At 64.3% G+C, this 26,026-nt stretch carries 26 protein-coding genes; 16 read left to right on the forward strand and 10 right to left on the reverse strand.

The features are described from left to right. The first annotated feature begins 74 nt into the window (after positions 1 to 74). Positions 75 to 1,238, forward strand: a complete 1,164-nt coding sequence (locus JQK88_RS14030) for an efflux RND transporter periplasmic adaptor subunit (RefSeq protein WP_203278608.1) — start codon at positions 75 to 77, stop codon at positions 1,236 to 1,238. Continuing rightward, positions 1,235 to 4,366, forward strand: coding sequence for an efflux RND transporter permease subunit (locus JQK88_RS14035; RefSeq protein ID WP_203278609.1), 3,132 nt, complete (start codon positions 1,235 to 1,237; stop codon positions 4,364 to 4,366). Before JQK88_RS14030 ends, JQK88_RS14035 begins: the two co-directional genes overlap by 4 nt. Before the next feature lie 185 nt (positions 4,367 to 4,551). Here the strand turns inward: JQK88_RS14035 and JQK88_RS14040 are convergent, their stop codons facing one another. From JQK88_RS14040 to JQK88_RS14055, 4 genes are read right to left on the reverse strand one after another with little or no spacing between them, the layout of a single operon-like run. Next, positions 4,552 to 5,589, reverse strand: a complete 1,038-nt coding sequence (locus JQK88_RS14040) for a zinc-binding dehydrogenase (RefSeq protein ID WP_192259038.1) — start codon at positions 5,587 to 5,589, stop codon at positions 4,552 to 4,554. An 11-nt stretch (positions 5,590 to 5,600) separates the two neighbouring features. Then, positions 5,601 to 6,569 (reverse strand): NADPH:quinone oxidoreductase family protein, encoded by a 969-nt coding sequence (locus JQK88_RS14045; protein WP_203278610.1) that lies wholly within the window; start codon positions 6,567 to 6,569, stop codon positions 5,601 to 5,603. A gap of 4 nt (positions 6,570 to 6,573) precedes the next feature. Continuing rightward, positions 6,574 to 7,815, reverse strand: coding sequence for an acyl-CoA dehydrogenase family protein (locus JQK88_RS14050; protein ID WP_192259040.1), 1,242 nt, complete (start codon positions 7,813 to 7,815; stop codon positions 6,574 to 6,576). Continuing rightward, the gene (locus JQK88_RS14055; RefSeq protein ID WP_192259041.1) at positions 7,812 to 8,453 is read right to left on the reverse strand and encodes a TetR family transcriptional regulator; all 642 of its coding nucleotides are present in this window, start codon (positions 8,451 to 8,453) and stop codon (positions 7,812 to 7,814) included. The genes JQK88_RS14050 and JQK88_RS14055 overlap by 4 nt, the downstream gene beginning before the upstream one ends. 137 nt (positions 8,454 to 8,590) lie before the next feature. Between JQK88_RS14055 and JQK88_RS14060 the strand changes: the two genes are divergently transcribed. The 6 genes from JQK88_RS14060 to JQK88_RS14085 all read left to right on the forward strand — a co-directional run bounded on the left by JQK88_RS14060 (position 8,591) and on the right by JQK88_RS14085 (position 12,946). Next, complete coding sequence (locus JQK88_RS14060; protein ID WP_203278611.1) at positions 8,591 to 9,406, forward strand: SDR family oxidoreductase; 816 nt, start codon at positions 8,591 to 8,593, stop codon at positions 9,404 to 9,406. 17 nt (positions 9,407 to 9,423) lie between these two features. Then, positions 9,424 to 9,918: a MaoC family dehydratase gene (locus JQK88_RS14065; protein WP_210328423.1), complete on the forward strand. Its 495-nt coding sequence runs from the start codon at positions 9,424 to 9,426 to the stop codon at positions 9,916 to 9,918. Then, on the forward strand, positions 9,915 to 10,949 hold the full coding sequence (locus tag JQK88_RS14070; RefSeq protein ID WP_192259044.1) for a phosphotransferase family protein: 1,035 nt from the start codon (positions 9,915 to 9,917) through the stop codon (positions 10,947 to 10,949). Before JQK88_RS14065 ends, JQK88_RS14070 begins: the two co-directional genes overlap by 4 nt. A 29-nt stretch (positions 10,950 to 10,978) precedes the next feature. After that, positions 10,979 to 11,755 (forward strand): SDR family NAD(P)-dependent oxidoreductase, encoded by a 777-nt coding sequence (locus JQK88_RS14075; RefSeq protein WP_192259045.1) that lies wholly within the window; start codon positions 10,979 to 10,981, stop codon positions 11,753 to 11,755. Between the two features lie 125 nt (positions 11,756 to 11,880). After that, the gene (locus JQK88_RS14080) at positions 11,881 to 12,525 is read left to right on the forward strand and encodes a TetR/AcrR family transcriptional regulator (protein ID WP_192259046.1); all 645 of its coding nucleotides are present in this window, start codon (positions 11,881 to 11,883) and stop codon (positions 12,523 to 12,525) included. 187 nt (positions 12,526 to 12,712) lie between these two features. Beyond that, on the forward strand, positions 12,713 to 12,946 hold the full coding sequence (locus JQK88_RS14085; RefSeq protein WP_203278612.1) for a DUF680 domain-containing protein: 234 nt from the start codon (positions 12,713 to 12,715) through the stop codon (positions 12,944 to 12,946). 119 nt (positions 12,947 to 13,065) lie between these two features. Here JQK88_RS14085 and JQK88_RS14090 read toward each other — a convergent pair whose 3' ends face one another. The 5 genes from JQK88_RS14090 to JQK88_RS14110 all read right to left on the reverse strand — a co-directional run bounded on the left by JQK88_RS14090 (position 13,066) and on the right by JQK88_RS14110 (position 18,538). Beyond that, complete coding sequence (locus JQK88_RS14090; protein ID WP_192259047.1) at positions 13,066 to 13,293, reverse strand: hypothetical protein; 228 nt, start codon at positions 13,291 to 13,293, stop codon at positions 13,066 to 13,068. A gap of 76 nt (positions 13,294 to 13,369) precedes the next feature. Then, positions 13,370 to 13,942: a sarcosine oxidase subunit gamma gene (locus JQK88_RS14095; RefSeq protein ID WP_192259048.1), complete on the reverse strand. Its 573-nt coding sequence runs from the start codon at positions 13,940 to 13,942 to the stop codon at positions 13,370 to 13,372. After that, positions 13,935 to 16,928 (reverse strand): sarcosine oxidase subunit alpha, encoded by a 2,994-nt coding sequence (locus JQK88_RS14100; protein ID WP_192259049.1) that lies wholly within the window; start codon positions 16,926 to 16,928, stop codon positions 13,935 to 13,937. The genes JQK88_RS14095 and JQK88_RS14100 overlap by 8 nt, the downstream gene beginning before the upstream one ends. Beyond that, positions 16,925 to 17,221: a sarcosine oxidase subunit delta gene (locus JQK88_RS14105; RefSeq protein ID WP_112559219.1), complete on the reverse strand. Its 297-nt coding sequence runs from the start codon at positions 17,219 to 17,221 to the stop codon at positions 16,925 to 16,927. Before JQK88_RS14105 ends, JQK88_RS14100 begins: the two co-directional genes overlap by 4 nt. Positions 17,222 to 17,284: 63 nt before the next feature. Further along, a complete protein-coding gene (locus JQK88_RS14110; protein ID WP_112559217.1) occupies positions 17,285 to 18,538 on the reverse strand; it encodes a sarcosine oxidase subunit beta in 1,254 nt (417 codons plus the stop codon). 236 nt (positions 18,539 to 18,774) lie between these two features. Between JQK88_RS14110 and JQK88_RS14115 the strand changes: the two genes are divergently transcribed. The 8 genes from JQK88_RS14115 to JQK88_RS14150 all read left to right on the forward strand — a co-directional run bounded on the left by JQK88_RS14115 (position 18,775) and on the right by JQK88_RS14150 (position 25,051). After that, positions 18,775 to 19,533, forward strand: a complete 759-nt coding sequence (locus JQK88_RS14115) for an SDR family oxidoreductase (protein WP_203278613.1) — start codon at positions 18,775 to 18,777, stop codon at positions 19,531 to 19,533. 104 nt (positions 19,534 to 19,637) lie between these two features. After that, complete coding sequence (locus JQK88_RS14120) at positions 19,638 to 20,024, forward strand: SET domain-containing protein (protein ID WP_203278614.1); 387 nt, start codon at positions 19,638 to 19,640, stop codon at positions 20,022 to 20,024. Between the two features lie 176 nt (positions 20,025 to 20,200). Then, complete coding sequence (gene rpsU, locus JQK88_RS14125) at positions 20,201 to 20,479, forward strand: 30S ribosomal protein S21 (protein ID WP_023671138.1); 279 nt, start codon at positions 20,201 to 20,203, stop codon at positions 20,477 to 20,479. Positions 20,480 to 20,693: 214 nt separating this feature from the next. Continuing rightward, positions 20,694 to 21,548, forward strand: a complete 855-nt coding sequence (locus tag JQK88_RS14130) for a tetratricopeptide repeat protein (protein ID WP_192259051.1) — start codon at positions 20,694 to 20,696, stop codon at positions 21,546 to 21,548. 65 nt (positions 21,549 to 21,613) lie between these two features. Then, positions 21,614 to 22,273, forward strand: a complete 660-nt coding sequence (locus tag JQK88_RS14135; protein WP_192259052.1) for a DUF4274 domain-containing protein — start codon at positions 21,614 to 21,616, stop codon at positions 22,271 to 22,273. 141 nt (positions 22,274 to 22,414) lie between these two features. After that, positions 22,415 to 22,888, forward strand: coding sequence for a DUF992 domain-containing protein (locus tag JQK88_RS14140; protein ID WP_192259053.1), 474 nt, complete (start codon positions 22,415 to 22,417; stop codon positions 22,886 to 22,888). 90 nt (positions 22,889 to 22,978) lie between these two features. Then, a complete protein-coding gene (locus tag JQK88_RS14145; RefSeq protein ID WP_112559212.1) occupies positions 22,979 to 23,461 on the forward strand; it encodes a DUF992 domain-containing protein in 483 nt (160 codons plus the stop codon). A 153-nt stretch (positions 23,462 to 23,614) separates the two neighbouring features. Then, complete coding sequence (locus tag JQK88_RS14150) at positions 23,615 to 25,051, forward strand: MFS transporter (protein WP_203278615.1); 1,437 nt, start codon at positions 23,615 to 23,617, stop codon at positions 25,049 to 25,051. 46 nt (positions 25,052 to 25,097) lie between these two features. Here JQK88_RS14150 and JQK88_RS14155 read toward each other — a convergent pair whose 3' ends face one another. Next, on the reverse strand, positions 25,098 to 25,937 hold the full coding sequence (locus tag JQK88_RS14155; RefSeq protein ID WP_203278616.1) for a LysR family transcriptional regulator: 840 nt from the start codon (positions 25,935 to 25,937) through the stop codon (positions 25,098 to 25,100). Positions 25,938 to 26,026 lie beyond the last annotated feature (89 nt).

Below are 26,026 nucleotides of genomic sequence, written 5' to 3' on the forward strand. Positions count from 1 at the left end.
TCGCACCATGCCGGGTGCGTCGCTGCGCGTTTTTTGCTTGGGGAGACCGGTCGATTTTGCCTACCGGAGTGCCGATGGCCGCCTGGAAACAGATCGTTTTTGCGCTTGTGATCCTGGTCGCGGCTGTCCTCGCCTGGGCGCGCTTCTTTCCAGGCGCGCCGGAGGTTCTGGCACGCTGGGGCATTGACTGGGCCTATGCCTCGGCACCCGCCACGACCGGCGCGGTCGACACGACGAAACAGGCAGGCGGCCGCAACGCCGCCGGCCGGCTGGCAAATGTCGTTGTCTTGCCGGCGGGCACCGCAACCATCAACGATCGCTTGCAGGCGATCGGCACCGGCCGCGCCAACGCTTCGGTGACGGTCAATCCTTACAGCTCAGGCCGGCTCGTTGAATTTCTGGTCCAGTCCGGCACCCGCGTCGACAAGGGGCAGATCATCGCCGTCCTCGATTCCGAAACCGAGGTGATCGCGCAGGATCGTGCCAAACTCGCTTTGCAGGATGCCCATGCCAAACTCGAGCGGGTGAAATCACTGAGGGCCTCCAATGCCGCGACACCGGTCGCCGTCGCCGATGCCGAAGTGGTGCTTGCCGGCGCTAAACTGGCACTTCGCGATGCTGAACTTGCCCTGCAGCGCCGCTCGATCGTGGCGCCGATCGCCGGCACGGTCGGCATCCTGCCGATATCGGCCGGCAATTACGTGACCAGCCAGTCGGCGATCGCCACGCTCGACGATCGCTCTTCCATCCTGGTCGAGTTCCTGGTGCCCGAGCGCTTCGCCGCCGCCGTCAAGGTCGGCGCGCAGCTGACGGCGACACCGATCGCCAATCCGAGCAAAGCCTATACCGGCACGGTGTCGGCCATCGACAACCATATCGACGAAAAGAGCCGCACCCTTCTGGTCAAGGCGGCGATCGCCAACCCGGCGGATTCGCTGCGCGCCGGCATGTCGTTCGGCATCACCATGCGCTTTGCCGGCGACACCTATCCGGCGGTCAGCCCGCTGGCGATCCTGTGGGGCTCCGACGGCGCCTATGTCTGGCAGGTCGAGGATGGCAAGGCCAGGCGCGTTCCCGTGCGCATCATCCAGCGCAACACCGAGACCGTGCTGATCGATGCCGAGATCGAGGATGGCGACATGGTGGTCACCGAAGGCACCCAGAGCGTCAGCGAAGGCGGCGAGGTCCGCATAGCTGGCCAGGCCCAGCGCGCCGCCAACGCCGCCGAAGGCTCATGACCGCAACCGCCAACGCCGCCAGCGAAACCGGCTTCACCGCGCTCTTCATCCGCAGGCCGGTCATGGCCTTCGTGCTCAACACGCTGATCGCGGTGGCCGGCCTTGCCGCCTTCTACGGCGTCGAGATCCGCGAACTGCCCGATGTCGACCGAGCCGTCGTCACCGTGTCGACGGCGTTCGAAGGTGCTGCCGCCGAAACGGTCGACCGTGAGCTGACCGACACGATCGAGGGCGCGGTCGCGCGTGTCTCCGGCGTCAAGTCGATCTCGTCGACCTCTTCCTTCGGCCAGAGCCGCGTCACCATCGAGTTCAATGACGGCGTCGATCTGAACGTCGCCGCCTCCGATGTGCGCGACGCCGTCGGCCGTGTCGCCAACCAGATGCCGGACACCGCCGATCCGCCGCGCATCGTCAAGGCCGACGCCAACTCCGATCCGGTGATGCGGCTGGCCGTCACCTCCGATAGCATGTCGGTGCAGGACATGACGGTGATCGTCCAGGACCAGATCGAGGACGAGCTGGCCGCCGTTCCGGGCGTCGCCGACGTCCAGGTCTATGGCGATCGCGACAAGATCTTCCGCATCGATGTCGACCAGAACAAGCTGGCGAGCCTAGGCTTCACTGTCGCCGATTTGAGGGCGGCACTTGGCTCTGTGGCCTTCGATTCGCCGGCAGGTTCGATCACCACCACCAACCAGGACTTGATTGTTCGCACCACAGCCGATGTGACGACGCCGGAAGAGTTCGAAAACATCATCATCGGCGGCACGACGCGCATCCGCGACGTCGCCACCGTCACGCTCGGCCCCGACATCGGCCAGACCTCATTGCGCTCCGACGGCAAGACAGGCATCGGCCTTGGCATCATCCGCCAGGCGGAATCGAACACGCTGGATATTTCCACCGGCGTGAAGGCGGCCGTCGCCACGCTGCAGGAAAACCTGCCCAAGGGCATGTCGATCAAGATCACCAGCGACGACGCCGTCTTCGTCAACGGCGCCGTGCATGAGGTCGAGATCGCGCTCGGCCTGTCGATCTCGATGGTGCTGATCGTCATCTACGTCTTCCTGCTCGACTGGCGCGCGACGCTGATCCCCGGTCTGTCGATGCCGGTCGCCATGATCGGCACCATCGCCGCGATCTATCTCGCCGGCTTCTCGATCAACATCCTGACCTTGCTGGCGCTGGTGCTGGCGACGGGCCTCGTCGTCGACGACGCCATCGTCGTCTTGGAAAACATCGTGCGACGGCGCAATGAAGGCATGGGGCCGCGTGCGGCGGCAGTGCTCGGCGCCCAGGAAGTGTTTTTTGCCGTCATCGCCACGACATTGACGCTGGTCGCCGTCTTCGTGCCGATCTCCTTCCTGCCCGGACAGACCGGCGGCCTGTTCCGCGAATTCGGCTTCGTGCTCGCTATGTCGGTGCTGCTCTCCTGCGTGGTAGCGCTGACGCTGTGTCCGATGCTGGCGTCGCGCATGCTGACCGGCGCATCGCTCCACCACGAAGGCGGCCATGGCATTGGCGCGCGCATCGGCGGCGCGCTGAATTCAGCCTACAAGCGCGGCCTGCATGCCTGCCTTGGCGCGCCCTGGATCGTGCTTCTGGTCGCGGTGCTGTTCGCCGCCACCGCCTTCACCTTGTTCGGTACCATCCGCCAGGAATTAACGCCGAGCGAGGACCGCGCCGTCGTGCTTTTGCGCATCAACGCGCCGCAAGGCGTCAGCCTCGACTACACCGCGCAGCAGATGCAGAAGATCGAGCGGCTGATCCAGCCGCTGCGCGATTCCGGCGAGATCGTCTCGACCTTCGAAAATGCCGGCCAGAACGGCGCCTACAACTCAGGCTTCATGGTGATGACACTGGCGCCGTGGGACGAACGCGCGCGCAGCCAGCAGGAGATCATGGCCGAGATCACCCAGCTGACCCGGCAGGTGCCATCCGTGCGCATCTTCCCGGTGCAGGCCAACAGCCTCGGCATCAGAGGCGCCGGCAACGGCCTGCAATTCGCGCTGGTCGGCAACGACCGCAAGGCGCTGGGCGACACGGCGGTAAAGATCATCGCGCAGATGCAGGCAGACCCGCGCTTCCAGAACCCGCGCCTTTCCGTCGACCCGACGCAGCCGCAACTGGCGGTGGCCATCGACCGCGAGCGCGCCTCCGATCTCGGCATCGACATCACCGGGCTTGCCAACACGCTGCAGGCGATGCTCGACGGCAATGATGTCGTCGACGTCTACATCGCCGACCGCAGCTATGGCGTGAAGCTGGTTTCGACCACCAATCCGATCAACGATCCGACCGATCTGGAAAACATCTTCCTGAAGACCGCCGACGGCCGCTTCGTGCCGATGTCGACCATCGCCACGCTGACCGAGCGCGCCGTGCCGCCGTCGCTGACCCGCGAACAGCAGCAGCCTTCGGTGGCGATCACCTCCAATCTGAACGGCAATTTCGCACTCGGCGATGCGCTCGGTGTCGCCGAGCAGATCGCCACACCGCTTCTGCCGCCGGGCAGCCGCATCCTGCCTTTGGCGGAAGCGGCGACGCTGGGCGAAACCAACAGCGCCATGGTCACCATCTTCGGTTTCGCGCTGGTCATCATCCTGCTGGTGCTCGCTGCCCAGTTCGAGAGCTTCGTCAGTGCCGTCATCATCATGGCGACGGTGCCGCTCGGCCTCGCCTGCGCGATCTTTGCGTTGCTTTTGTCAGGCACCAGCCTCAACGCCTACAGCCAGATCGGCCTGGTGCTTTTGGTCGGCGTCATGGCCAAGAACGGCATCCTCATCGTCGAATTCGCCAACCAGTTGCGCGACCGTGGGCTGGGTGTGCGCGAGGCGATCGAGCAGGCTTCGATCATCCGCCTGCGTCCGGTGATGATGACGATGATCTGCACCATCCTTGGCGGCGTGCCGCTGGTGCTGGCCGCCGGCGCCGGTGCCGAGGCACGCATCGCGCTTGGCTGGGTGATCGTCGGCGGGTTGGGCCTCGCCACGGTCTCAACGCTGTTCCTGACCCCGGTCGCCTACCTCCTGCTCGGCCGCTTCGTCACGCCGAAGACCCATGAGGAAGCCAGGCTGAAGCGCGAACTGGAAGAAGCCGCCTATACCAATGTAGAGCCGGCGGAGTAGCTAGCTTTCCTCGCCCCGTTTACGGGGAGAGGATGCCGGCAGGCAGGTGAGGGGCAGCGCGGAGTTTCGAGGTTATCGCCTTGGACGACCGCAGCAGCAAAGCCAGTCACTGACGTCGGCGCCGCCCCTCATCCGGCCCTTCGGGCCACCTTCTCCCCGTAGAACGGGGAGAAGGAAGGGTGCCGTCACGGCCGTATAAACACTTTCCCGTTCGGCTTGGCCAGTTCCACCGGCACCTTCGCCATCGCCTCGTCCAGCGGCAGCACCGCCGTCACATCCGTCGACCAGCGCCCGTCGGAAAAGCGCTTCAGCGCCTCCATGATCGCCGGGCCGCGTCTGTCGCGGAACTGGCGCATCCATTCGACCAGCCAGAAGCCTTCAATATGCTTGTGTTGGAAGATCAGCTGGCCGGGCTCGCGGATGACAGTCGTGTCCGGGTCGAGCCGGCCATAGATGATCCAGCGCGCGCGCTTCGGCATGGCGTCGAATATGGCCGAGGCCAGCGGTCCGGTCACTGCGTCGAGGAAGATGCGCGGCTGCTCGGTTTTGATCACCTTGCGCAGCGCCGCCTTGAAGTCCGGCGCCTTCTCGTTGAGCACATGCGCGGCACCGATCTCCTTCAAAAGCGGGATCTGCTCGTCGCGGCGCACGGTGACGATCGGCCGGTACCCTTCTTCCTTGGCCAAGCCCGCGATCAGCTTGCAGAGCTGACTGGCGCCGGCGGTCATGATGAAGGCCTTTTCGCCGGCCTCCTTGACGATGTCGAACATGGCGATCGCGGTCAGCGGATTGACGATCAATGCCGCACCGTCCTCGTCGCGAACGGTGTCGAGCAGCGGGATGCAGACAGCGGCTTCCGCGACCGCGTATTCGGCCCAGGAGCCCCAGTTGGTGACGCCGGTGGCAAAGGCGACGCGCTTGCCGGCCAAGCTTTTCGGATAAGGCTCGTCGCCGCCGGCAACGACAGTACCGACGCCCTCGAAACCGGCCGGCTGGCCCTTGACGCGTGGCTGGCCGTACTGGCCTTTGATGAACATGACATCGGACGGATTGATCGAGGCGAGGCCGACCTTGATCAGCACCTGGCTCGGTCCGGGCGTCGGCACGCCGATGCTGCCCGGCTGGAGATAAGGCTCCATCGCCTCCAGCACAGTGCCAGTCGGCGTCCTGGTATAGCCGTCGCCGGTCAGCAGCAGCGCTTTCATGTCGGAGGGGATCGCCATGGCGGGGCTCCTTACGGTTTGAGGATGAGCTTGCCGGATGCGCCGCGGCCCAGCACGCGTGTCAGCACAGCGGCGGCGTCGGCCAGCGGATACGTGCCTTCAATCACCGGCCGGACCTTGCCGGCGAGATACCAGCCGACCAGCTCCTTCATGTTGCCGGCATAGACGCGCGGCTCCTTGGTCGTGAACGCGCCCCAGAACACGCCGACGACCGAAAAGCCCTTGACCAGCGCCAGGTTGACGGGGAATTGCGGGATGGCGCCCGAGGCAAAGCCGATGACCAGCAGGCGGCCGTTCCACGCCATCGAGCGGGCGAGCACGTCGAAGGTTTCGCCGCCGACCGGATCGAAGCCGACATCGACGCCCTTGCTGCCGGTGACCTCTTTCAGCGCTTCTTTCAGATTGTCGTAGCCGAGCGCAATGTCGGCGCCGGCTTCAGCGGCAATGCGGCGCTTTTCCTCCGACGAGGCGACGCCGATGACGCGCGCGCCAAGCGCCTTGCCGATCTGGATGGCGGCGATGCCGGTGGCGCCGGCCGCACCCAGCACGCAGAGCGTCTCGCCTTCCCTGAGCGCGCTGCGCTGCTTCAGCGCATAGTGCGACGTGCCGTAGCCGGCCAGCAGCGCGCAGGCGTCAGCGGCAGGCATATCGGGCGGCAAAGGCATGACGAAGGGTTCGGCAGCGCCCACCCGCTCGGCATAGCTGCCATGGGTCGAGAGTGCGGCAACGCGGTCGCCGAGTTTGACCGATTTGACCCCCGGCCCGACCGCGACCACCCGTCCCGCGACCTCCATGCCGGGCACGAAAGGCAGCGGCGGCTTCATCTGGTAGAGGCCTTGGACGAGCAAGCCGTCGGGATAGTTCACCCCGATCGCCTCGGCCTCGATGACGACCGTATTGCCCTTGGCCTCCGGCTCCGGCCAGTCGCCATAGACGAGCTGGTCGAGCGGCGCGAAATCGCGGGCGATGATGGCTTTCATGCCCTCACACCTTTTCCTGCGTGTATTTCCTGAGTTCGGTGCGCGCCACTTGCCGGCGATGCACGGCGTCCGGCCCGTCGGCCAGCCGCAGGGTTCGCAGATGTGTCCACGAACGCGCCAGCGGCGTGTCCTGGCTGATGCCTTGCGCGCCGAACATCTGCACGGCCTCGTCGGTGACCTTGAGCGCGACGCGCGGTGCAATGACCTTGATCTGGCTGATCCAGGGCGCCGCGGCGCGCGCATCGCCCTGATCAATCATCCACGCTGCCTTGAGGCAGAGCAGCCGCGCCATCTCGATCTCCATGCGGCATTCGGCGATGATGTCGAAATTGGCGCCGAGCTTGGCCAAGGGCTGGCCGAAGGCCTCGCGGCGGACTGAGCGCTGGCACAGCATCTCCAGAGCCATCTCGGCCTGGCCGATGGCGCGCATGCAATGGTGGATGCGGCCGGGCCCGAGCCTGCCTTGCGCGATCTCGAAGCCTCTGCCCTCGCCGAGGATCAGGTTCGATGCCGGCACCCGCACATTGTCGAAGCGAAGGTGCATGTGGCCATGCGGCGCGTCGTCGTCGCCATAGACCTGCATCGGCCGAAGCTTGGTCACGCCCTTGGTGTCGGACGGCACCAGGATCATCGAATGGCGGCGGTGCTGCGGCTCGGCCTCGCCGCCGGTGCGGACCATGACGACATAGATGGCGCAGCGCGGATCGCCTGCGCCCGATGCCCACCATTTCTCCCCGTTGAGCACATACTCGTCGCCTTGCCGTTCGCAGCGCATGGCGATGTTGGTGGCGTCGGAGGAGGCGACATCCGGTTCGGTCATCAGATAGGCCGAGCGGATCTTGCCCTCGAGCAGCGGCCCAAGCCATGCCTTCTTGTGGTCGTCGGAGCCATAGCGCTCCAGCACCTCCATATTGCCGGTATCGGGCGCCGAGCAGTTGAAGGTTTCAGCACCCAGATGCGCCTTACCCATCTCCTCGGCCAGATAGGCGTATTCGACCGTCGAGAGCCCATAGCCGCGCTCGGAGCCGGTGAGCCAGAAATTCCACAGGCCGCGCTCCCTGGCCTTGTTCTTCAGCCCTTCGAGAATTTCGGTCTGCCGTGTGGTGTAGACCCAGCGGTCGCCGCCCTTGCCGACCTCGCTCAGAAATTCATGGTCGAGCGGCATGATCTCGTCGCGCACCATGGCGGCGATGCGGGCGTGGATCGGCTTCAGCCGCTCGGTCATGCCGAGATTCATGTCGCTCATCGTGTGTTCTCCTCAGCCGCACCCAGACCGCGCGCCGCGAACGCGACGACCTCGCCGACAATTGCCTCGATATCCCCGTCCGTCTCTGTCGGGCGCGGCGTGTACCAGAACAGCGGCGAGTTCAGCGTCAGGAACATCAGCTGCTCGGCAATGCCGATCGTGTCGAAGCGCATGTCGCCCTCGTCGCGCGCGGCGGCGATGGCCTCGCGAAAGATGCGGCCGTAAGCGTCGCGCGACTGCATCAGCCGGGTGAACTCCTCGCGCTGTTCAGGGGTGGTCGCCCCGCGCAGGTAAAGCTCGACACCTTCCCAGACGACACGCTGGAACGGCTTGGTGCGGATCATCTGGCCGCAATGGATGGCAGCCATCTTGCGCCATCGTCCAATCGCCGGGCCGGGCTGCGCGCGCACCGGCTCGATCGCCGCAAAATTCATGTCCATGCCGGCGCGGAACACATCAGCGAACAGATCTGCCTTGGACGGATAGTGGTGGTAGATGCGGCCCTTGGTCGAGCCTAGGCTGCGCGCGACGTCGTCGATGGAACTCGCGGCATAGCCGCGCTGCATGAAACAGATGGCAGCGGCGCGCAAGATATCGGCGCGCGGGCGATCGAGCAGTGGAGCTTCGACGCTGAGCATCGGTTTCGCCTTTCGCCTGCTTCCGCAGCGATGCTGCATTCAAGGCCTTTACGTCCGGGCAAAAGATCAACATACTACCGGGTATGTTGTCAATGCGGCAACCGCCCAACGAGGCGAAGTTTCCGCGGGGAGGATCGATGAGCTATCTCGACGAGCTGTTCTCAGTTGCCGGCAAGACGGCGCTGGTGACCGGAGCCGCGACCGGCATCGGCCGCATGGTTGCGACCGCCCTGGTCCAGGCCGGCGCCACCGTGATGATCGCTTCGCGCAAGGGCGAGGATTGCATCAACGTCGCGGCCGAGTTGAACGGGCTCGGTGCCTCCGGCCGCGCCGAAGGCTTCGCCGGTGACGTCTCCACCGAGGCCGGCATTGCCGCGCTGGTCGCCGAGGTCAAGGCGCGCACCGACAAGCTGCACATCCTCGTCAACAATGCCGGCATATCCTGGGGCGCCTCGCTCGAGGATTTTCCCTACCACGGCTGGGCCAAGGTGTTCGCCGTCAACGTCACCGCTGTCTTTCATCTGACGCGAGAATTGCTGCCGCTGCTGGAAGCCGCCGCCAGCGATGCCGATCCGGCCCGCGTCATCAATCTGGGCTCGGTGATGGGAACGCAGCCGCTGGCCGACGATGCGTACTCATACACGGCGTCCAAGGGCGCCGTTCACCATCTGACCCGCACGCTGGCGATCGAGCTTGCGGCGCGGCGCATCACCGTCAACGCCTTCGCTCCTGGCCCTTTCCAGAGCCGCATGACCGCCTTTGCCACCGGCACCGAGGAGAAGGCCAGACATGTCGGCAGCCATGTCCCCATCGGCCGTATCGGCGTGGCGGATGACATTGGCGGCGCAACGCTCTATTTGTGCAGCCGTGCCGGCTCCTATGTCACTGGCGCCATCCTGCCGATCGACGGCGGGCAGTCGGTGCAGCATGGGCTGACCTTGTTCAAGGAATGAGCCGCGGTCGGCGGCAGATGGAGGACGTCGCAGTGGAACCGATCAGTCTCGATGTGCTTTTGGCCAGCGTCGGCAAGGAAGTCGGCGTCTCCCCTTGGCGCGTGGTCACGCAGACCATGATCGACCAGTTCGCTGACGCCACCGACGACCACCAGTTCATCCATTGCGACCCCGAGCGGGCCAAGCTGGAGACGCCGTTCGGCGGCACCATTGCGCATGGCTTCCTGTCGCTGTCGCTGCTCTCGGCGATGACCTTCGAGACCATGCCGCCGCTGGAAAAGAGCAAGATGGGCGTCAATCACGGTTTCGATTCGCTGCGCTTCCTGGCGCCGGTAAAGACCGGCTCACGCATCCGCACCCGTTTCGTGCTGGCCGACGTCAAGGTCCGGCCGTCCGGCTGGGTGCAGACGGCGCATGACGTGACCATCGAGATCGAGGGCTCGAAGAAGCCGGCGCTGACCGCACGCTGGCTGACGCTGACGCTGATCGAGCGTGAGCCGGAGACCGCATGAGCGGCGACGCCAACGCAATCGACCAGGCAGCACTTGCCCCTTACCTCGAAGCGCACATTCCGGGTTTTGCCGGGCTTCATTCCATCGAGAAATTCAAATCCGGCCAGTCGAACCCGACCTATCTGCTGACTGCGGCGAGCGGCCGCTATGTGCTGCGCGCCAAGCCGCCGGGCCAACTGCTGAAATCGGCGCATCAGGTCGACCGCGAATTCACCGTGATGAAGGCGCTTGCCGGAACCGCGGTGCCGGTGCCCCGAATGCTGCATCTATCGGCGGAAGACTCGCCAATCGGCCGCATGTTCTACGTCATGGAGTTCCTCGACGGCCGCATCTTCTGGGATCCGGCCGTGCCGGAAGCCGCCGGCAACGATGGGCGTGCCGCGCTCTACGACGCCATGAACGCCACGCTTGCTGCGTTACACGATGTCGATGTCGAAGCCGTCGGGCTCGGCGATTTCGGCCGGCCGGGCAATTACTTCGAACGCCAGCTGACCCGCTGGACCAGCCAATATCGCGCCTCGGAGACCGGCACCGTCGACGACATGGACCGGCTGATCGCCTGGCTGGAGACGCATATGCCGGCCGATGACGGCCGTGTCTCGTTGGTGCATGGCGACTACCGGCTGGACAACATGATCTTTGCAGCCGGCGAGCCAAAGGTGCTGGCGGTGCTCGACTGGGAACTGTCGACACTCGGCCACCCCTTCGCCGACCTCGCCTACCAGTGCATGCAATGGCGCCTGCCGCATGCCTCGGGCTTTCGCGGCCTTGGCGGTATTGACCGCGCCGCCCTGGGCCTGCCCTCCGAGGAAGCCTATGTCGCCGCCTATTGCCGACGGCGAGGGCTGGCAGGCATCGACAATTGGAGCTTCTTCCTCGCCTTCTCCTTCTTCCGTTTGGCGGCCATCTGCCAGGGCGTCTACAAACGGGCGCTCGACGGCAACGCCTCCAATCCCGAAAAGGCAAAGACGTATGGCGAGGCAGTGAAGCTGCTGTCGCATCTTGCCGTCAAGCTGATCGGTCGAACCTGAATCGACAATGAGACACAGTGGGAGACGCAATGGGCCGTTTTGACGGAGCGACCGTGCTGATCACCGGGGCCGCAGGCGGCCTCGGCCGCGGTGCGGCCAAGGGCTTTGCCGCTGAAGGCGCCCGCCTGGTGTTGTCCGACATCGACGAAAAGGCGCTGGCCGAACTTGCCGGCTCGCTGCAGGCCGAAACAGCTATCCTTGCTGGCAACATAGCGGACGAAAAACTGTCGGAGGATCTGGTGAGACTGGCGGCGGAGAAATTCGGCCGGCTGGACATCGCCATCAACAATGCCGGCATCGTCCAGAGCTTCGTGCGCCTGCCGCAAGTGGACTCCGACGAGGCGCGCCGCGTGCTGGAGATCGACCTGCTCGGCGTCTTCTACGCCATGAAGCACCAGATCCCGCAGATGGAGCGGCAGTTCAAATCGGACGGGAAAGGCGGCGCCATCGTCAACATCGCCTCGGTTGCCGGGCTGGTGGGCGCACCGAAACTGTCGGTCTATGCCGCCGCCAAGCATGGCGTCGTCGGGCTGACCAAATCGGCGGCCGCCGAATACGCCACCAAGGGCATACGCATCAACGCCGTCTGCCCGGCGCACACCCGCACAGCCATGGTCGACAGCTTCGTGCGCATCTCCGGCGCGCCGGAAGCCGAAGCGCTGGCCGAGTTGACGCGCGGCGTGCCGATGAAACGGGTCGCCGAAGTGGACGAGGTCGTGACCGCCATCCTGTTTGCCGCTGACCCCGCCAATTCCTTCATGACCGGCCACACGCTGGCCGTGGACGGCGGCGTCGGCGCAATTTGATAGCTACGATTTGGGCAACCCCAGATTTGGTAACCATTGCCGCAAGGGAACCTACCGCGCCCTTGTCCGTTTTCGTACAGCGTATATAATTTAGCCAACACCCCACCATATGAAGGCAGACTCACGTGCCGCTGAGCGTCCAGAAACGCCGCGAGAAACAAAAGGCCGAACTGCGTTCCGAGCTGCTCGACGCAGCCCACAAGCTCGTCAAGGAAGAGGGCTATGAAGGCCTGACGATCCGCAAGCTGGCCAACCGGGTCGGCTATGCCCCGATGTCGGTCTATTCCTACTTCGCCGACAAGCAGGACATCCTGTTTGCGCTGGCCGAGGATGCGTTCGAAACACTTGCCCGCAACATCGAGGCACATCCCTCCGACGACCCGATCGAGGCGCTGAAGGCAGTGATGACCGAGTATGCCGCCTTCGGGCTCGGCAACCCCAACGAATACCGTACCGTCTTCATGACCGAAAAGACCAAGCTGCCGGAGGGCAGAAGCTATGAGGACATGGAAGAGGGCAACCCGGCGATGAAAGCGCTGATCTCAAGGGTCGAGGCTTGCGTCGCCGCCGGCAAATTGCACGGCGATGCGCGCGCCATCGCCACCATGCTGTGGGCGGTCGGCCACGGCACCATCTCGTTGCTCATTACCTTTCCGTTTTACCCCTTTGGCGATCCGCAGGCTTTCGTGAAGCGGATGTGCGATTCCACCCTTGCCTCGCTCACCATGCAGGACGTGCCACCGCTGACCAAGACCCCCGTCACCTGCTGAGCACCTGGGTATCCCCCGCCCCTTCAATTGAACGTCCGGCCTGACAGCTTCGGCTGTGTCCGCGATTTTCGGCGTTCAAAAAAATTGTCGTACGTGTACGTTTTTCTACTTGAAAACCAGTTTCCTCGGACGTATGTGTACGCTGTATCGTACATGTACGAAAACAATTTACCCGTTGGAGACTGACATGAACAAGACCCTTCTCGCCCTCGCCACCGTGCTGGCGCTCTCGGGCTCGGCCTTCGCCGCCAGCAACAATGTTTCGCCCAAGCAGGCTCCGGCCGCGACCTGCGTCGACGCCACGACCCATGCCAAGCTCGATTGCAGCGTGACCGGTTCGGTCGAAAAGTCCGACGTCAAGGCCAAGGGCCCGCGCCTCGGCATCGAGATCAACCCGTGGATCGTGCCGAGCACGTTCTGAGGTGATTAAGCTCGACCACCGAACAGCACAACGACTAAGGGCGGCAGGATAAATCCCGGCCGCCCGTTTTTTCCTCGGCGCAGGCCGGGTTTTCTTGAACTCAAGCCGTGGCGGAGAGACTATGTCTTCCGCGGCTTCCGCCCTGGCACGGTCTTGGCCTTACCGGGCCTTGCCGGCGCGCCGGAGATGGAGGTCGCGGTGATCGACACCGGATCGCTGGCCGGGAACGTGTCCTCGAGACCTTCCTCGAGTTCCTCTTCGGCACTCACCTCGTGGTGCTGTTCACGTTCGAGCGAGCGGACCGCGGCGGTTTTCCTGGCTGACTTCGGCGCGGATTTCGACGGCATCGGCATTCTCCCTCGACAGCGCAAGCAGAACGAGCGCGCGTGTCAGACGTTCCCGGAGCAATCCAAAAGGATTGCTCTACGCCGCCGCGTCGCTTGCTGCTTCCGACAGGAAAGTAAAGACATAGTCGGAGAAGGAACGCCAGCACTCGACCCAGAAGGCATTGGCTGCCGTGCGCAGCAGCAGAATTTCGCATTTGCCGAGAACGGTGCGCGAGGCCGCCCCCACAGGGAAAGCTTCCAACGACAGATCCTGCGGACAGCCGGCATTGATCGCAGCGGCTGCTGCCGGCCCGGTGACTTCGAAGGCGACGTTGCGGTGTGAAATACCGACCGCCGAATGCAGCGCGGATACCTTGGCGCAGTCGGCGAGCAGGTTCTTGCCGGCCTCGTCGATCAGAAACCATTCGTCCGGTCCGAGCCACAGCGCCATGCGGCCGGCCTTCGAAGCCGACGTCTTCGGGCTTTTCGGCAAGGTCAGCCCGAGCGCCTTCGACAGCGCGGCAATGGAAGCCTCCGGCGCGCGCAGCGACACACGCTCAGCCGGCGGCAGCACCTCAACCTTCACGTTCTTCGCCGATACACTGCGCCCGGCCTGTGCCGGACGGCGCTCAGCCGAAGATGCACTGGTTTTCGCAGCAGCCTTAGTCATTGAGGCGCCCTCCCGTCTCGTCGAAGAACACCATGCCGGTAACCTCCACTTCGATCACCCCGTTTGGCATCGGCACGTAAAGCGTCTCGCCCATCCGGTCGCGCCCGCCTGCGACCAGCGCCAGCGCGATCGAGCGGCCGCAATTTTGCGACCAGTAGCTCGACGTGACGTGGCCGATCATCTTCATCGGGATCGCCTGTTTGGGATCGGCGACGATCTGCGCGCCTTCCTCCAACACCACCTTCGGGTCCTTGGTTTTCAACCCGACCAGTTGCTTGCGGCCCTTGGCGACGAGGTCGGGCCGCGTCAGGCCTCTGATACCAACGAAGTCGGTCTTCTTCTTGCCGACCGCCCAGTCGAGCCCGGCATCGTTCGGCGTCACCGTGCCGTCTGTGTCCTGGCCGACGATGATGTAGCCTTTTTCGGCGCGCAGCACGTGCATGGCCTCGGTGCCGTAAGCGGTGGCGCCATGCTTTTGGCCCTCGGCCCACAGCGCTTCCCAGACGGTCTGGCCGTAGTCGGCCGGCACATTGACCTCGAAGCCGCGCTCACCGGTGAACGACATGCGGAACAGCCTGGTCGGCACGCCGCAGATCTTGCCCTCGCGCACCGACATATGCGGCAGCGCCTCATCCGACATATCGATGCCTTCGACCAGCGGCGCGATGATGTCGCGCGACTTCGGTCCCTGCACGGCGATGACCGCCCACTGCTCGGTGATCGAGGTCAGCCAGACATTGAGATGCGGGAATTCGGTCTGGAGATAATCCTCCATATGGTTCATGACGCGCGGCGCACCGCCGGTCGTCGTCGTCACATGGAAGCGGTCCGGCGCCAGTCGGCCGACGACGCCGTCATCATAGATGAAGCCGTCCTCGCGCAGCATGATGCCATAGCGGCAGCGGCCGGGTTCCAGCTTTTCCCACGGATTGGTGTAGAGAAGCTCCATGAACTTGGCCGCATCCGGCCCAACGACTTCGATCTTGCCCAGCGTCGAGGCGTCAAACAGGCCGGCATTGGTGCGCACCGCGACGCATTCGCGGTCGACCGCCTTGTGCATGTCCTCGCCCGCCTTTGGGAAATACCAGGCGCGCTTCCACTGCCCGACATCCTCGAACACCGCGCCCTGCGCTTCGGCCCACGGATGGATCGCGGTCTTGCGTGTCGGGTCGAACAGCGGCCCGCGCGCATGGCTGACGATCGCGCCGAAGGTCACCGGCGTGTACGGCGCGCGGAAGGTGGTCAGGCCGACCTCCGGGATCGGCTTGCCCAACGTCTCGGCGGCAATCGCCAGGCCGTGCATGTTGGAGGTCTTGCCCTGGTCGGTCGCCATGCCGTTGGTGGTGAAGCGCTTGACGTGCTCGATCGAGCGCATGCCTTCATGCACCGCCTGGCGGATGTCCTTGGCGGCAACGTCGTTCTGGAAATCGACGAAGGCCTTGACCGTCTTGTCCGGCCCGGCGCCGGGCGCAGCCCCCAGCATGCCGCGCGACCAGCTTTCCGACGCATCGACCTTTGGCTTCGTACCCTTCGCGGTTTTCGCACCGGCGTCCTTCGCCGCCTTGGCGCCGGCCGCATAGGCCTCGTCGATGCTTGCCGACAGCCCGTCCGTGCCGTTGCAGGCGCCGACCGAGATGCAATCCTGCGCATAAATTCCGGGCACGAAACGCTTGGTTTCGTCGTTGAAAGCGACCTTGCCGCGCGATTGCGAGAAGAGATGCACCGATGGCGTCCAGCCGGCCGACATCAGGATGGCATCGACCGGAATGGTCCGCTCGCCGCCGCCATTCTTCGGCTGCACGGTCATCGACGTCACGCGCAATTTGCCGCCGGCCCGGATCACCGCACGGCCGAAATTGACCTCGATGCCGAGCGCCCTCGCCTCGTCGATGACCGGCCCGGTCGGATGGTCACGTAAATCGACGATCGCCGCGATGTTGACGCCGGCCTTCTTCAGGTCGATCGCGGCTGCATAAGCCGAGTCATTGGCGGTGTAGACGCCGACATTTTTGCCGACCGCCACGCCATAATGGTTGAGATAGATGCGCGCCGCCGAGGCCAGCATGATGCCGGGCCGGTCATTGTCGGCAAACACCATGTGGCGTTCAATGGAGCCGGTCGCCAGCACCACGCGCTTGGCGCGGACCTGCCACAGCCGCTCGCGCGGCAGATCGTGGCCAGGGCTTTGCAGATGGTCGCTGACGCGCTCGACCAGGCCGACGAAATTCTGCGCGTAATAGCCGAACGCCGTGGTGCGGGAGAGCACACGGACATTGTCCATGCCCTTGAGCTTCGCGATCGCCGCTTGCGCCCAGCCATAGCCGTCCTGGCCATCGATCTTCGCGCCGGTCTCGAAGCGCAGGCTGCCGCCGAAATCCGCCTGCTCGTCGGCGAGGATGACGCGGGCGCCGGTTTCAGCCGCAGCCAGAGCGGCCGTGATGCCGGCGGCACCGCCGCCGAGCACCAGCACATCGCAATGCGCATAGCGCGACGAATAATGATCGGGATCGGGCTTGTCAGGAGAAACGCCGAGGCCTGCCGCGGCGCGGATCTTCGGCTCGTACAGGCTCTTCCAGGCCGCCTTCGGCCACATGAAGGTCTTGTAGTAGAAACCGGCCGAAAACAGCGGCGACGCAATGTCGTTGACCGCGCCGATGTCGAAGGCAAGCGAGGGCCAGCGATTCTGCGATTGGGCAACGAGCCCGTCATAGAGCTCCTGCACGGTTGCGCGGATGTTCGGCGCCTTGCGCGCCGCATCGCGCTCGACCTGAACCAGCGCATTGGGCTCTTCCGCGCCAGCCGACAGGAAGCCACGGGGACGGTGATATTTGAACGAGCGGCCGACGAGATGGACGCCATTGGCCAGCAGCGCCGAAGCCAGCGTGTCGCCCTCTATGCCGGTATAGGACTGGCCGTCGAAGCTGAAGCGCGCGGTCTTGGCCTGGCTGAGGCGGCCGGCCCTCGGGATACGGAAGGCGCCGCTCATTTCACAGCTCCCGGAAGCTTGGACGGCTTCGGCTCGCCGGCTTTGTAAGTCATGACGAACTTGTCGGTGACGGTGTCGCGCACCGCGTTGAAGAAACGCGCGCAGCCATGGATGTGGCGCCAGCGCTCATAGATGATGCCCTTGGGGTTCGAGCGGATGAAGAAGAACTTTTCGAAGTCGTCGTCGCTCTCGCCCGCCATGTTGGCCGAGCGCGCAATGTGCGCCTCGCCGGCGTTGCGGAACTCGAGCTCCGGGCGCTCTTCCTCGCAATAGGGGCAGCGGATGAGAAGCATCTGTTTGGTCCTAAAATTCGCCGTGGCCGATGGCCGGTTGGTCGCAAAGCCTCATGGCAGCCATCAGTGCGCCACCGCCGCCGCCGCCGCCTCGTCGATGAGGCGGCCGGTGCGGAAGCGCTCGATGGTGAAGGGCGCGTTGATCGGATGCGGATCGTCCTTGGCGATGGTGTGGGCAAAGACATGGCCCGAGCCGGGCGTCGCCTTGAAGCCACCCGTGCCCCAGCCGCAATTGACGTAGAGGCCAGGTACCGGGGTCTTGGCCAGGATCGGCGAGCGGTCGGGCGTGACGTCGACAATGCCGCCCCACGAGCGCAGCATCTTCATGCGGGTGAAGATCGGGAACATCTCGCAGATGGCGTCCAGCGTATGCTGCAAGATGTGCAGGCCGCCGGTCTGCGAATAGGAGACATATTGATCGGTGCCGGCGCCGATCACCAGTTCGCCCTTGTCGGACTGCGAGATGTAGGCGTGCACCGTGTTCGACATCACCACGCAGGGCACCACCGGCTTGACCGGCTCTGACACCAGTGCCTGCAGCGGATAGCTCTCCAGCGGCATGCGCACGCCGGCCATGTTCATGATCACGGAGGAATGGCCGGCGGCAACCACGCCGACCTTCTTGGCGCCGATGAAGCCGCGCGTCGTGTCGACACCCATGACTGCGCCATTGGCCGCCCGCTTGACGCCGGTGACCTCGCAGTTCTGGATGATGTGCACACCGCGTGCCGAGGCGCCGCGCGCATAACCCCAGGCGACCGCATCGTGGCGCGCCGTGCCGCCGCGGCGCTGCAGGGCTGCGCCGACGACGGGATAGCGCGCCTGCTTCGAAATGTTGAGCGGCGGGCAGAATTCCTTCGCCTGCTCAGGGGTTAGCCATTCATTGTCGATGCCGTTGAGGCGATTGGCGTGGACATGGCGCTTCAGCACCTGGATGTCGTGCACATTGTGCGCCAGCATCATCACGCCGCGCGCCGAATACATGACGTTGTAGTTGAGCTCCTGGCTGAGCCCATCCCACAGCTTAAGCGCATGGTCGTAAATGCCGGCGCTCTCGTCATAGAGATAGTTGGAGCGGATGATGGTGGTGTTGCGCCCCGTATTGCCGCCGCCGAGCCAACCCTTTTCCAGCACCGCGACATTGGTGATGCCGTGCACGGTGGCGAGATAGTAGGCGGTGGCAAGGCCATGGCCGCCGGCGCCGACGATAATGACGTCGTATTCCTTGTTCGGCTCCGGCGAGGACCATTGTTCCTCCCAGCCCTTATGGCCGCGCATGGCCTCGCGGGCGATGGCGAATACCGAATATTTTTTCAACGTTTCAGCCTCGCAAATGGCGGCAGGGGCATTCACTCGGCCCCGGCGCGCGAGGTGTATCACTAGCGAAACAGCGCTTCCACCCTTGCGCTGTTTGCGACGGCGCTTGCCGTTTTGCGCCGTGGTGGAAAAGAGGTCTCGGCAGGCTTCGCACGTATCGGGTGGCTCGCGCCGCCCCAGCCTGCGATCACCATCCCGATTGCCGGCGATGCTGGCGCGAAAAAAGGATGCAGAAAATGTTCGCACTCGCCAATAAGATCGCCATTGTCACTGGCGCCAGTTCCGGCATCGGCCGCGCCACGGCAAAACTCTTTGCCGAGGAAGGCGCCAAGGTCGTTGTCGCCGCCCGCCGCCAGGCCGAGCTTGACGCGCTGGTCGCCGAAATCGAGGAAGCCGACGGCACGGCAATCGCGCTGGCCGGCGACGTCACTAAAGAGGCCTGTGCAAAAGCCCTTGTCGATCTGGCCATCGAAAGGTTTGGCGGGCTCGATATCGCCTTCAACAATGTCGGCGCAGTCGGCCCAATGGGTCCGATTTCGGACCTGTCGCTCAAGGGCTGGCGCGAAACGCTCGACACCAATTTGACCAGCGCCTTTCTCGGCGCCAAATACCAGGTGCCGGCAATGGTCGAGCGTGGCGGCGGATCGCTGATCTTCACCTCCACCTTTGTCGGTCACACCGTCGGCATGCCCGGTATGACCAGCTATGCCGCCAGCAAGGCCGGACTGATCGGTCTGACGCAGGTGCTGGCCGCCGAATATGGTCCCAAGGGCGTGCGGGTCAACGCGCTGGTGCCGGGCGGCACCGACACGCCGTCGGCCACGTTCAAGACTCCGGAATCGCGTGCTTTCGTCGAAAACCTGCACGCCTTGAAGCGTGTGGCGGAGCCCGAAGAGATCGCCCGCGCGGCGCTCTTTCTGGCCTCGGATGCTTCTAGCTTCACCACCGGATCGGCGCTGTTTGCCGATGGCGGCATCTCGATCACCCGGACGTGAAGCATTTCGCGGTCACAGCCTGCACCGATCAGCCATAGAGCCTCGAAACCGGCCTTGCTTTTTCCACGCGATTTGGCGATTCGGTTTCGAGTGAGGAGACGGACATGCTGCTGATCAGAACCTATATCGCCCAAAGCGCAATCGAAGGCGTCGGCGTGTTCGCCGCCGAGCCGATCAAAAAGGGCGCCTCGATCTGGCGGCTCGATCCGGAGTTCGACCGGCTGATCCCGATGGATAGATACGAGACGGCCCCGCCGCATCTCCGCGAATTGCTCGACCGCTACGCCTATCCGAGCCCCGACCGTCCCGGCTTCATGGTCTATGAGGTCGACAATGGCCGCTTCATGAACCACGCCGAACGGCCGAACACCGACTTTTCGCAATATGGTGGCGCCACCGCGACCCGCGACATTGCAGCTGGGGAGGAAATCACCTGCGACTACGGCGAATTCTTCGAGGATTTCGCGCGACTGCACCTGGCCAGCGCCTAGTTGGCGCCCTATCTCGAGGTGACCGTGGCAAATTGGCGGTTGTCCTTCATTTCGAGTGTGGACAGCGCGGCCTGATTCTGCTATCAGCCGCCACAATTCGTGGTGTAAATCGCCGCGGAGGCATGTGGCTATGGCCGCTTGCCTGTTGATATCAAACCCGAAAGACAGGATTGCCCGTGCAGGTACTCGTCCGCGACAATAACGTTGATCAGGCGCTTCGCGCTCTCAAGAAGAAGATGCAGCGTGAAGGCATTTTCCGCGAAATGAAGATGCGCGGCCACTACGAGAAGCCCTCTGAGAAGCGCGCCCGTGAAAAGGCTGAAGCCGTTCGCCGCGCCCGCAAGCTGGCCCGCAAGCGCGCTCAGCGCGAAGGCCTGCTGCCGATGACGCCGCGCCCGGTTGCTGCCGGCGCCGCCGGTGGTCCTGGTGGTGCTCCGCGCCCGCCGCGGTTCTAACGCCAATTTTTCGTCCTTTTCGAAGGATATCAGAGGTGGCGCGATGCGGAATCGCCGCCACCTTTTTGTTTAGAGCGCCGCCTTTTCGTTAGAATGAAGGGCGTTCCCTTGAACGCGCAAACGGCGCTCTAGATTTTGTTACGACAATCTGTGGACCCGGCCCGGAGGGGGGACCTGGACTGAGCGACGCGACTGAAGTGAGGACAGGGCAGACATGAACGCAATCAGCGTAGAGCGCAGAACCACAATGCGCGGTTTCGCCCTGACGGCTGCCTTGCTCTCCGGCCTGGCGCTTGCCGGTTGCCAGAGCGTCCCGACCGGCGAGTTCAACAACATCGACAAGGCGCAAGGCTCGACCGAAAACATCTCCTCGCTGTCGGCGGTGATCCAGCGCAATCCCCAGGATCCCGAAGGCTACAATGTGCGCGGCTCGGCCTATGGCCGTGGCGGCCAGTACCAGGCGGCGCTGAAGGACTTCGACACCGCCATCCAGCTCAATCCGAATTTCTACCAGGCCTATTCGAACCGGGCGCTGATCCAGCGCTTCCTCGGCAACCAGGCCGCCGCCCTTGCCGACTACAACCGCTCGATCCAGATCAACGGCAATTACGACGCCGCCTATATCGGCCGCGGCAATCTCTATCGCAAGGCCGGCCAGACCCAGCAGGCCTTCAACGATTTCCAGAAGGCGATCCAGCTCGACACCACCGATGCCCGCGCCTACCACAATCGCGGCCTGATCTATCAGAGCCAGGGCCAGCACAAATTTGCCATCGAGGATTTCTCGACCGCCATCTCGCTGGCGCCGGATGCCGCCGAACCCTATAACGGCCGCGGCCTGTCCTATCTCGCCATGAATGACGAGGACAACGCTTTCTCCGACTTCAACATGGCCATCAAGCTCGACGGCAAGAACGCCGAGGCTTGGGCCAACCAGGCGCTGATCTACGAGCGCCGCGGCGACAAGGTGCGGGCATCCAAATCCTACCGTGAAGCCGTCCATCTCGACCCGACCTACCAGCCGGCCAAGGACGGCCTGTCGCGCACCGCCACCGCCACCGCCGGCTGATACCCAGCCGGTTCGCCGCGCGAGTCGTCGCCCGCAACGTTTTATCCAACAGTGTTCGCGTCCCTGTGCAGGTCGCCGCAAAGCGGCCCGCGCAGCAAAATCGCAATCTTTGCGTGCCAGAATGGAAGCCGGAGAAGCGACCGCGACATCGGAACGGCACCGCGATGGATGACAACGAACTCCGGATCAAGCGACAGATCGCCTGGCTTGAGACTGCCTCGCCCGACGATTGGCACCGGGCCGTCCTCGACTTCAACTGGGATGGGGACATCGACCCACTGTTCTGGCTCGCGCGCCAGCCGCAATGCGACAAGGCCACGGCGTTGACCATGTTCTGGCTGGGGCAGCCGGCCTATTACCTCATCCTGGCCGCGGAAAACGGCGGGACGGACGACAGCGACGCCCCGGTGTGGCAGATGCTGAAATACATTGCGCAGCGCATCAACGCCAATGGCTATGTCAGGTCGAAGATCGCCTTCGACGTGGATGATTTCATAGAGCAGGATTTTGAAGAGCTGGTCGAGAAAGCCGGTCAGCTCGCGCACTCGCCGCTGAAGCCGCATCCGGATATGCGCGGCGCCCTTCACGGACGGCGGCCCGTCAACGACATCGACTTCTACCGGCGCTATCCCGGGGATTTCCACGGCACGGTGCTGGTCGATTTGCCGGACCCAGGTCCGCTGGACAAGGCCTGGTCGGCGCTCGGGCGCCTGTGGCGCCACTGAGCTCTGGCCGACACGCCATCACTCAATCTTAACCACCGAGGGGCAAAGCGTTAACCCTTGCCTTGATCGCGCCAAGTTTTCAGCGGAACGCTCCGGGTCGTTCAACCGTTGTTGAAGGCAATTTTTCGAAAGGACTGACCCATGATCAAGAAACTCGGCTGCGCCGCAGCGCTCGCCACGACGCTGTTTGTCGTTCCCGCCAGCGCCGGCAAGCTTCAACTCGGCACGCTCGATTGCACCATCGACGGTGGCGTCGGTTACGTTGTGACGTCGAACAAGGGCGTCGACTGCACCTTCCGCCCCTACCACCATGGGCCGTCCGAGAAATACACGGGGATGATCTCCAAGCTCGGCGTCGATCTCGGCCAGACGCATCAGGGCCAGCTGGTGTGGGCTGTTCTGGCCGCCACCCGCAGCCATGACGGGGGCGACCTTGCCGGCCATTATTATGGCGTCAACGCCGAGGCGAGCGTGGTGACCGGCGGCGGCGCCAATCTGCTGGTCGGCGGGCTGGACGGCGCCTTTGTGCTGGAGCCGCTCAGCGTCCAGGCCCAGACCGGCGTCAACGTGGCGGTTGCGGTGACCTCGCTGGAACTGATCCACTCGTTCAAGTAAGTATCGGCAAATAAGGATCAACTGATCCCTCTACGTGCGGCGCGGAACAGGATACTGTTTCGCGCCGTATGCTTTTTGGGGGGAACTGCCGTGCTGAAGACCATCGCCGCCGCCGCCATCATCGCCATTGCCTGGGCAGAACAGGCTCAAGCGCAGGACCAGGGCATAGAACTCGGCGTGCTCGATTGCGCCATAGGCGGCGGCACCGGCTTCATCTTCGGCTCCAGCAAGGATCTGAGCTGCACCTTCACCCCGGCCGACAAGAGCTTTTCGCCGGAAGCCTATTTCGGCGCCGTCAACAAATACGGGCTCGACATCGGCACCACCAAGCAGACCGTCATGCAGTGGCTGGTGCTGACGCCGCTGAAGAACATCTATGCGCCGGGCGCGCTGGCCGGCGACTATGTCGGCGCCAGCGCCGAGGTCACGGCGGCGGTCGGCGCCGGGGCCAATCTCCTGGTCGGCGGCTCCTCGCAGGCCTTCACCTTGCAGCCGCTCAGCCTGCAGACCCAGACCGGCATCAACATCGCCATCGGCGTCAGCCAGTTCCAGCTGCGCAGCACCGAGAACTGATCGCACTGGCGAAAAAGCCGCTTGAACTCAACCTCGGTTGAGGTTTTACAAGCCTGCCCTGACTGAAACAGCACGCATGGCCCCGCCGGAAAGCCTCGCTGGCTTCTGGCGCCATGCGCCGGCATCGAGATATGCAAAGGCAGGGTTAAAAGAATGACTGAAATCACCAGCAACAAAGTCGACTGGCGGGCATTGTGGGCAAGCGGCGACCTCGCGCGCTTCTGCTTCATCAGCCTCGGCATCCTGCTGCACGCCACCAACGAGACGATGGTGGCAACCGTCATGCCGGCCATGGTCGGCGACCTCGCCGGCGTTCAGTTCGTCGGCTGGTCGCTGGCGGTCTACGAACTGGGCGCCATCGTCGCCGGTGCTGCCGCGGGGCGCATGGTCAGCTATGTCGCGCTGCGTTCCAACGTCACGGTCGCGGCTTTGCTCTATGCCGCCGGCGCGCTGATCTGCGCCACCGCACCGTCCATGCCGGTGTTTCTCGCCGGCCGCCTGGTCGAGGGTCTCGGCGGCGGCGCGCTGGTGTCGCTGGCCTTCGTCTCGGTCGAGCGGCTGTTCGACCGCAGGATTTGGCCGCAGCTGTTCGGCATCATGTCGGCGATCTGGGGCGTTGCCGCCTTCAGCGGCCCGATGCTCGGCGCCATCATGGTCGAGCTCTTATCCTGGCGCTGGGCCTTCGGCGTCTTCGTGCTCGGCGGCATCGCCATGGCGCTGGCGAGTTTCATCGTGCTGAACACGCCGGAAGCGACAAAGCCGCTAGCCGCCGCCGGCACCTCGCCACCCTTCCCCTATGCAGCACTTGGCTGTCTCGCCATCGCTGTCGTGCTGATCGCCACCGCCGGCGTCGACGTCGCCCTGCTGCGCTCCTCGCTGCTGCTCATCCTCGGCCTCGCCGGCCTGGCGCTGTTCGTATTCGTCGACGCCATGAAGCCGCGCTCGCGGCTGTTCCCCTCACAGCTGTTTTCGTGGCGCTCGCCGGTCGGCAGCGGCATGACCGTGGTCGCTGCCTTTTCGGTGGCTACGGTCTCCTTCTCGATCTACGGGCCACTGCTGCTGACCACGCTACACGGCATCCCGATCCTAACCACCGGCTACATCATCGCCGCCGAATCGATCGCCTGGTCGATCCTGTCGATTGCCGTCGCCAATGCGCCGCTGGAGCGCGAACGGCAGATCATCGTCATCGGCGCGCTGATGATTGCATCCGGCCTCGCCGGTTTCGCTTACTCGATCCCGTGGGGGTCGATCCCGCTGATCCTGGTCTGCGCCCTGCTGCAAGGCGGCGGCTTCGGCGTCACTTGGCCGTTCCTGACGCGGATCATCGTCGCCTCGGCTCGCGATGGCGAGCAGACGATTGCCTCGGCCGCCGTGCCGACCATGCAGCGCATCGGCTACGCCGTCGGCGCTGCCGTTGCCGGCATCATTGCCAATGCCAGCGGCTTCTCCGCAGGGCTGAACCGCGATGCGGCGGCCAGCGTCGCGGGCTGGCTGTTCCTCGCCTTCGTGCCGCTCGGCATTGTCGGCTGCCTGGCGGCGTTGAGGATGGCTTTGACGGCAAGCCGGCCGCAATTGGCGGCAGGCTGAGGCCACGGCCGGGAACTGGCCGGTCGCCTCCCGACCGGCCAGCCTGTCAAAGCGACGGAAGAACGCTGCGGATGTGATTGGCAAACGCCTCCACCGCAGGCGACCGCTCGGTGTCGGCAAAGGCAATCAGAATGCCAAGGCGCGGCAGTGGAGGCAGCGGCAGAATATGCAGGTCGGATGGCACCGCCTCCTGTGCCATCACGCTGATGGCGAGACCCGACCGCGCCACCGCGATCAACCCGGCAAGGCTGTTGCTGGCGTAGGCGATTTTGTAGCGCAGCCCGGCGCGGGCCATGGCCTCGCACGCCGCTCTGTGGTCGACAGCGTTCGACGCCGACAGCGCCAGCGGCACGGTGTCGCCGAACTCATAGAGATCCAAGGTCGGCTTGCTGCCGACCCAGACCAGCCGTTCCGTGCGCACGACGCCTTGTGCATCATGCGCATTCGAAACCAGTGCCAGGTCGATCTGGCGTGCGTTGAGCAGCGTCCGCAATTCGACGGTCGGCGCTGAGACCACCTTGATCTCGACATCGGGATACATCGTGCCGAAACTCTTCAGGAGGGCGGGAAAGAAGGCGCTCAGATAATCCTCGGGGCTGCCGAAAATGATCGAGCCGTGCAGGCCCCTGTCGGACAGCGCCGAGATCGCTTCATCATGGATTTTGAGAATGCGCTCGGCATAGGCGAGGAACCGCTCGCCGCTGCCGGTGAGCCGCACGCCGCTGCGATGAAACAGGTTTTGGCCCAGTGCCTCCTCGAGCCGTTGTATCTGCATGGTCACGGCCGACTGGGTGCGCCCGACCTGTATGGCCACCGCGCTCAGCGTTCCCGAATGCGCCGCACGCACGAAGGTCGTCAGCAGCTTGAGATCGAGTGGAGCCTGCATATCAATTCCAGTGATATCGGAATCCGCTTACTATCAATTTTACTGTATCCCTGCCATCGGCTATTTTTTCCTCTGGTCGGTTTGATGGA

Source organism: Mesorhizobium caraganae (genome assembly GCF_016836705.1).
GTDB classification, from domain to species: domain Bacteria; phylum Pseudomonadota; class Alphaproteobacteria; order Rhizobiales; family Rhizobiaceae; genus Mesorhizobium; species Mesorhizobium caraganae.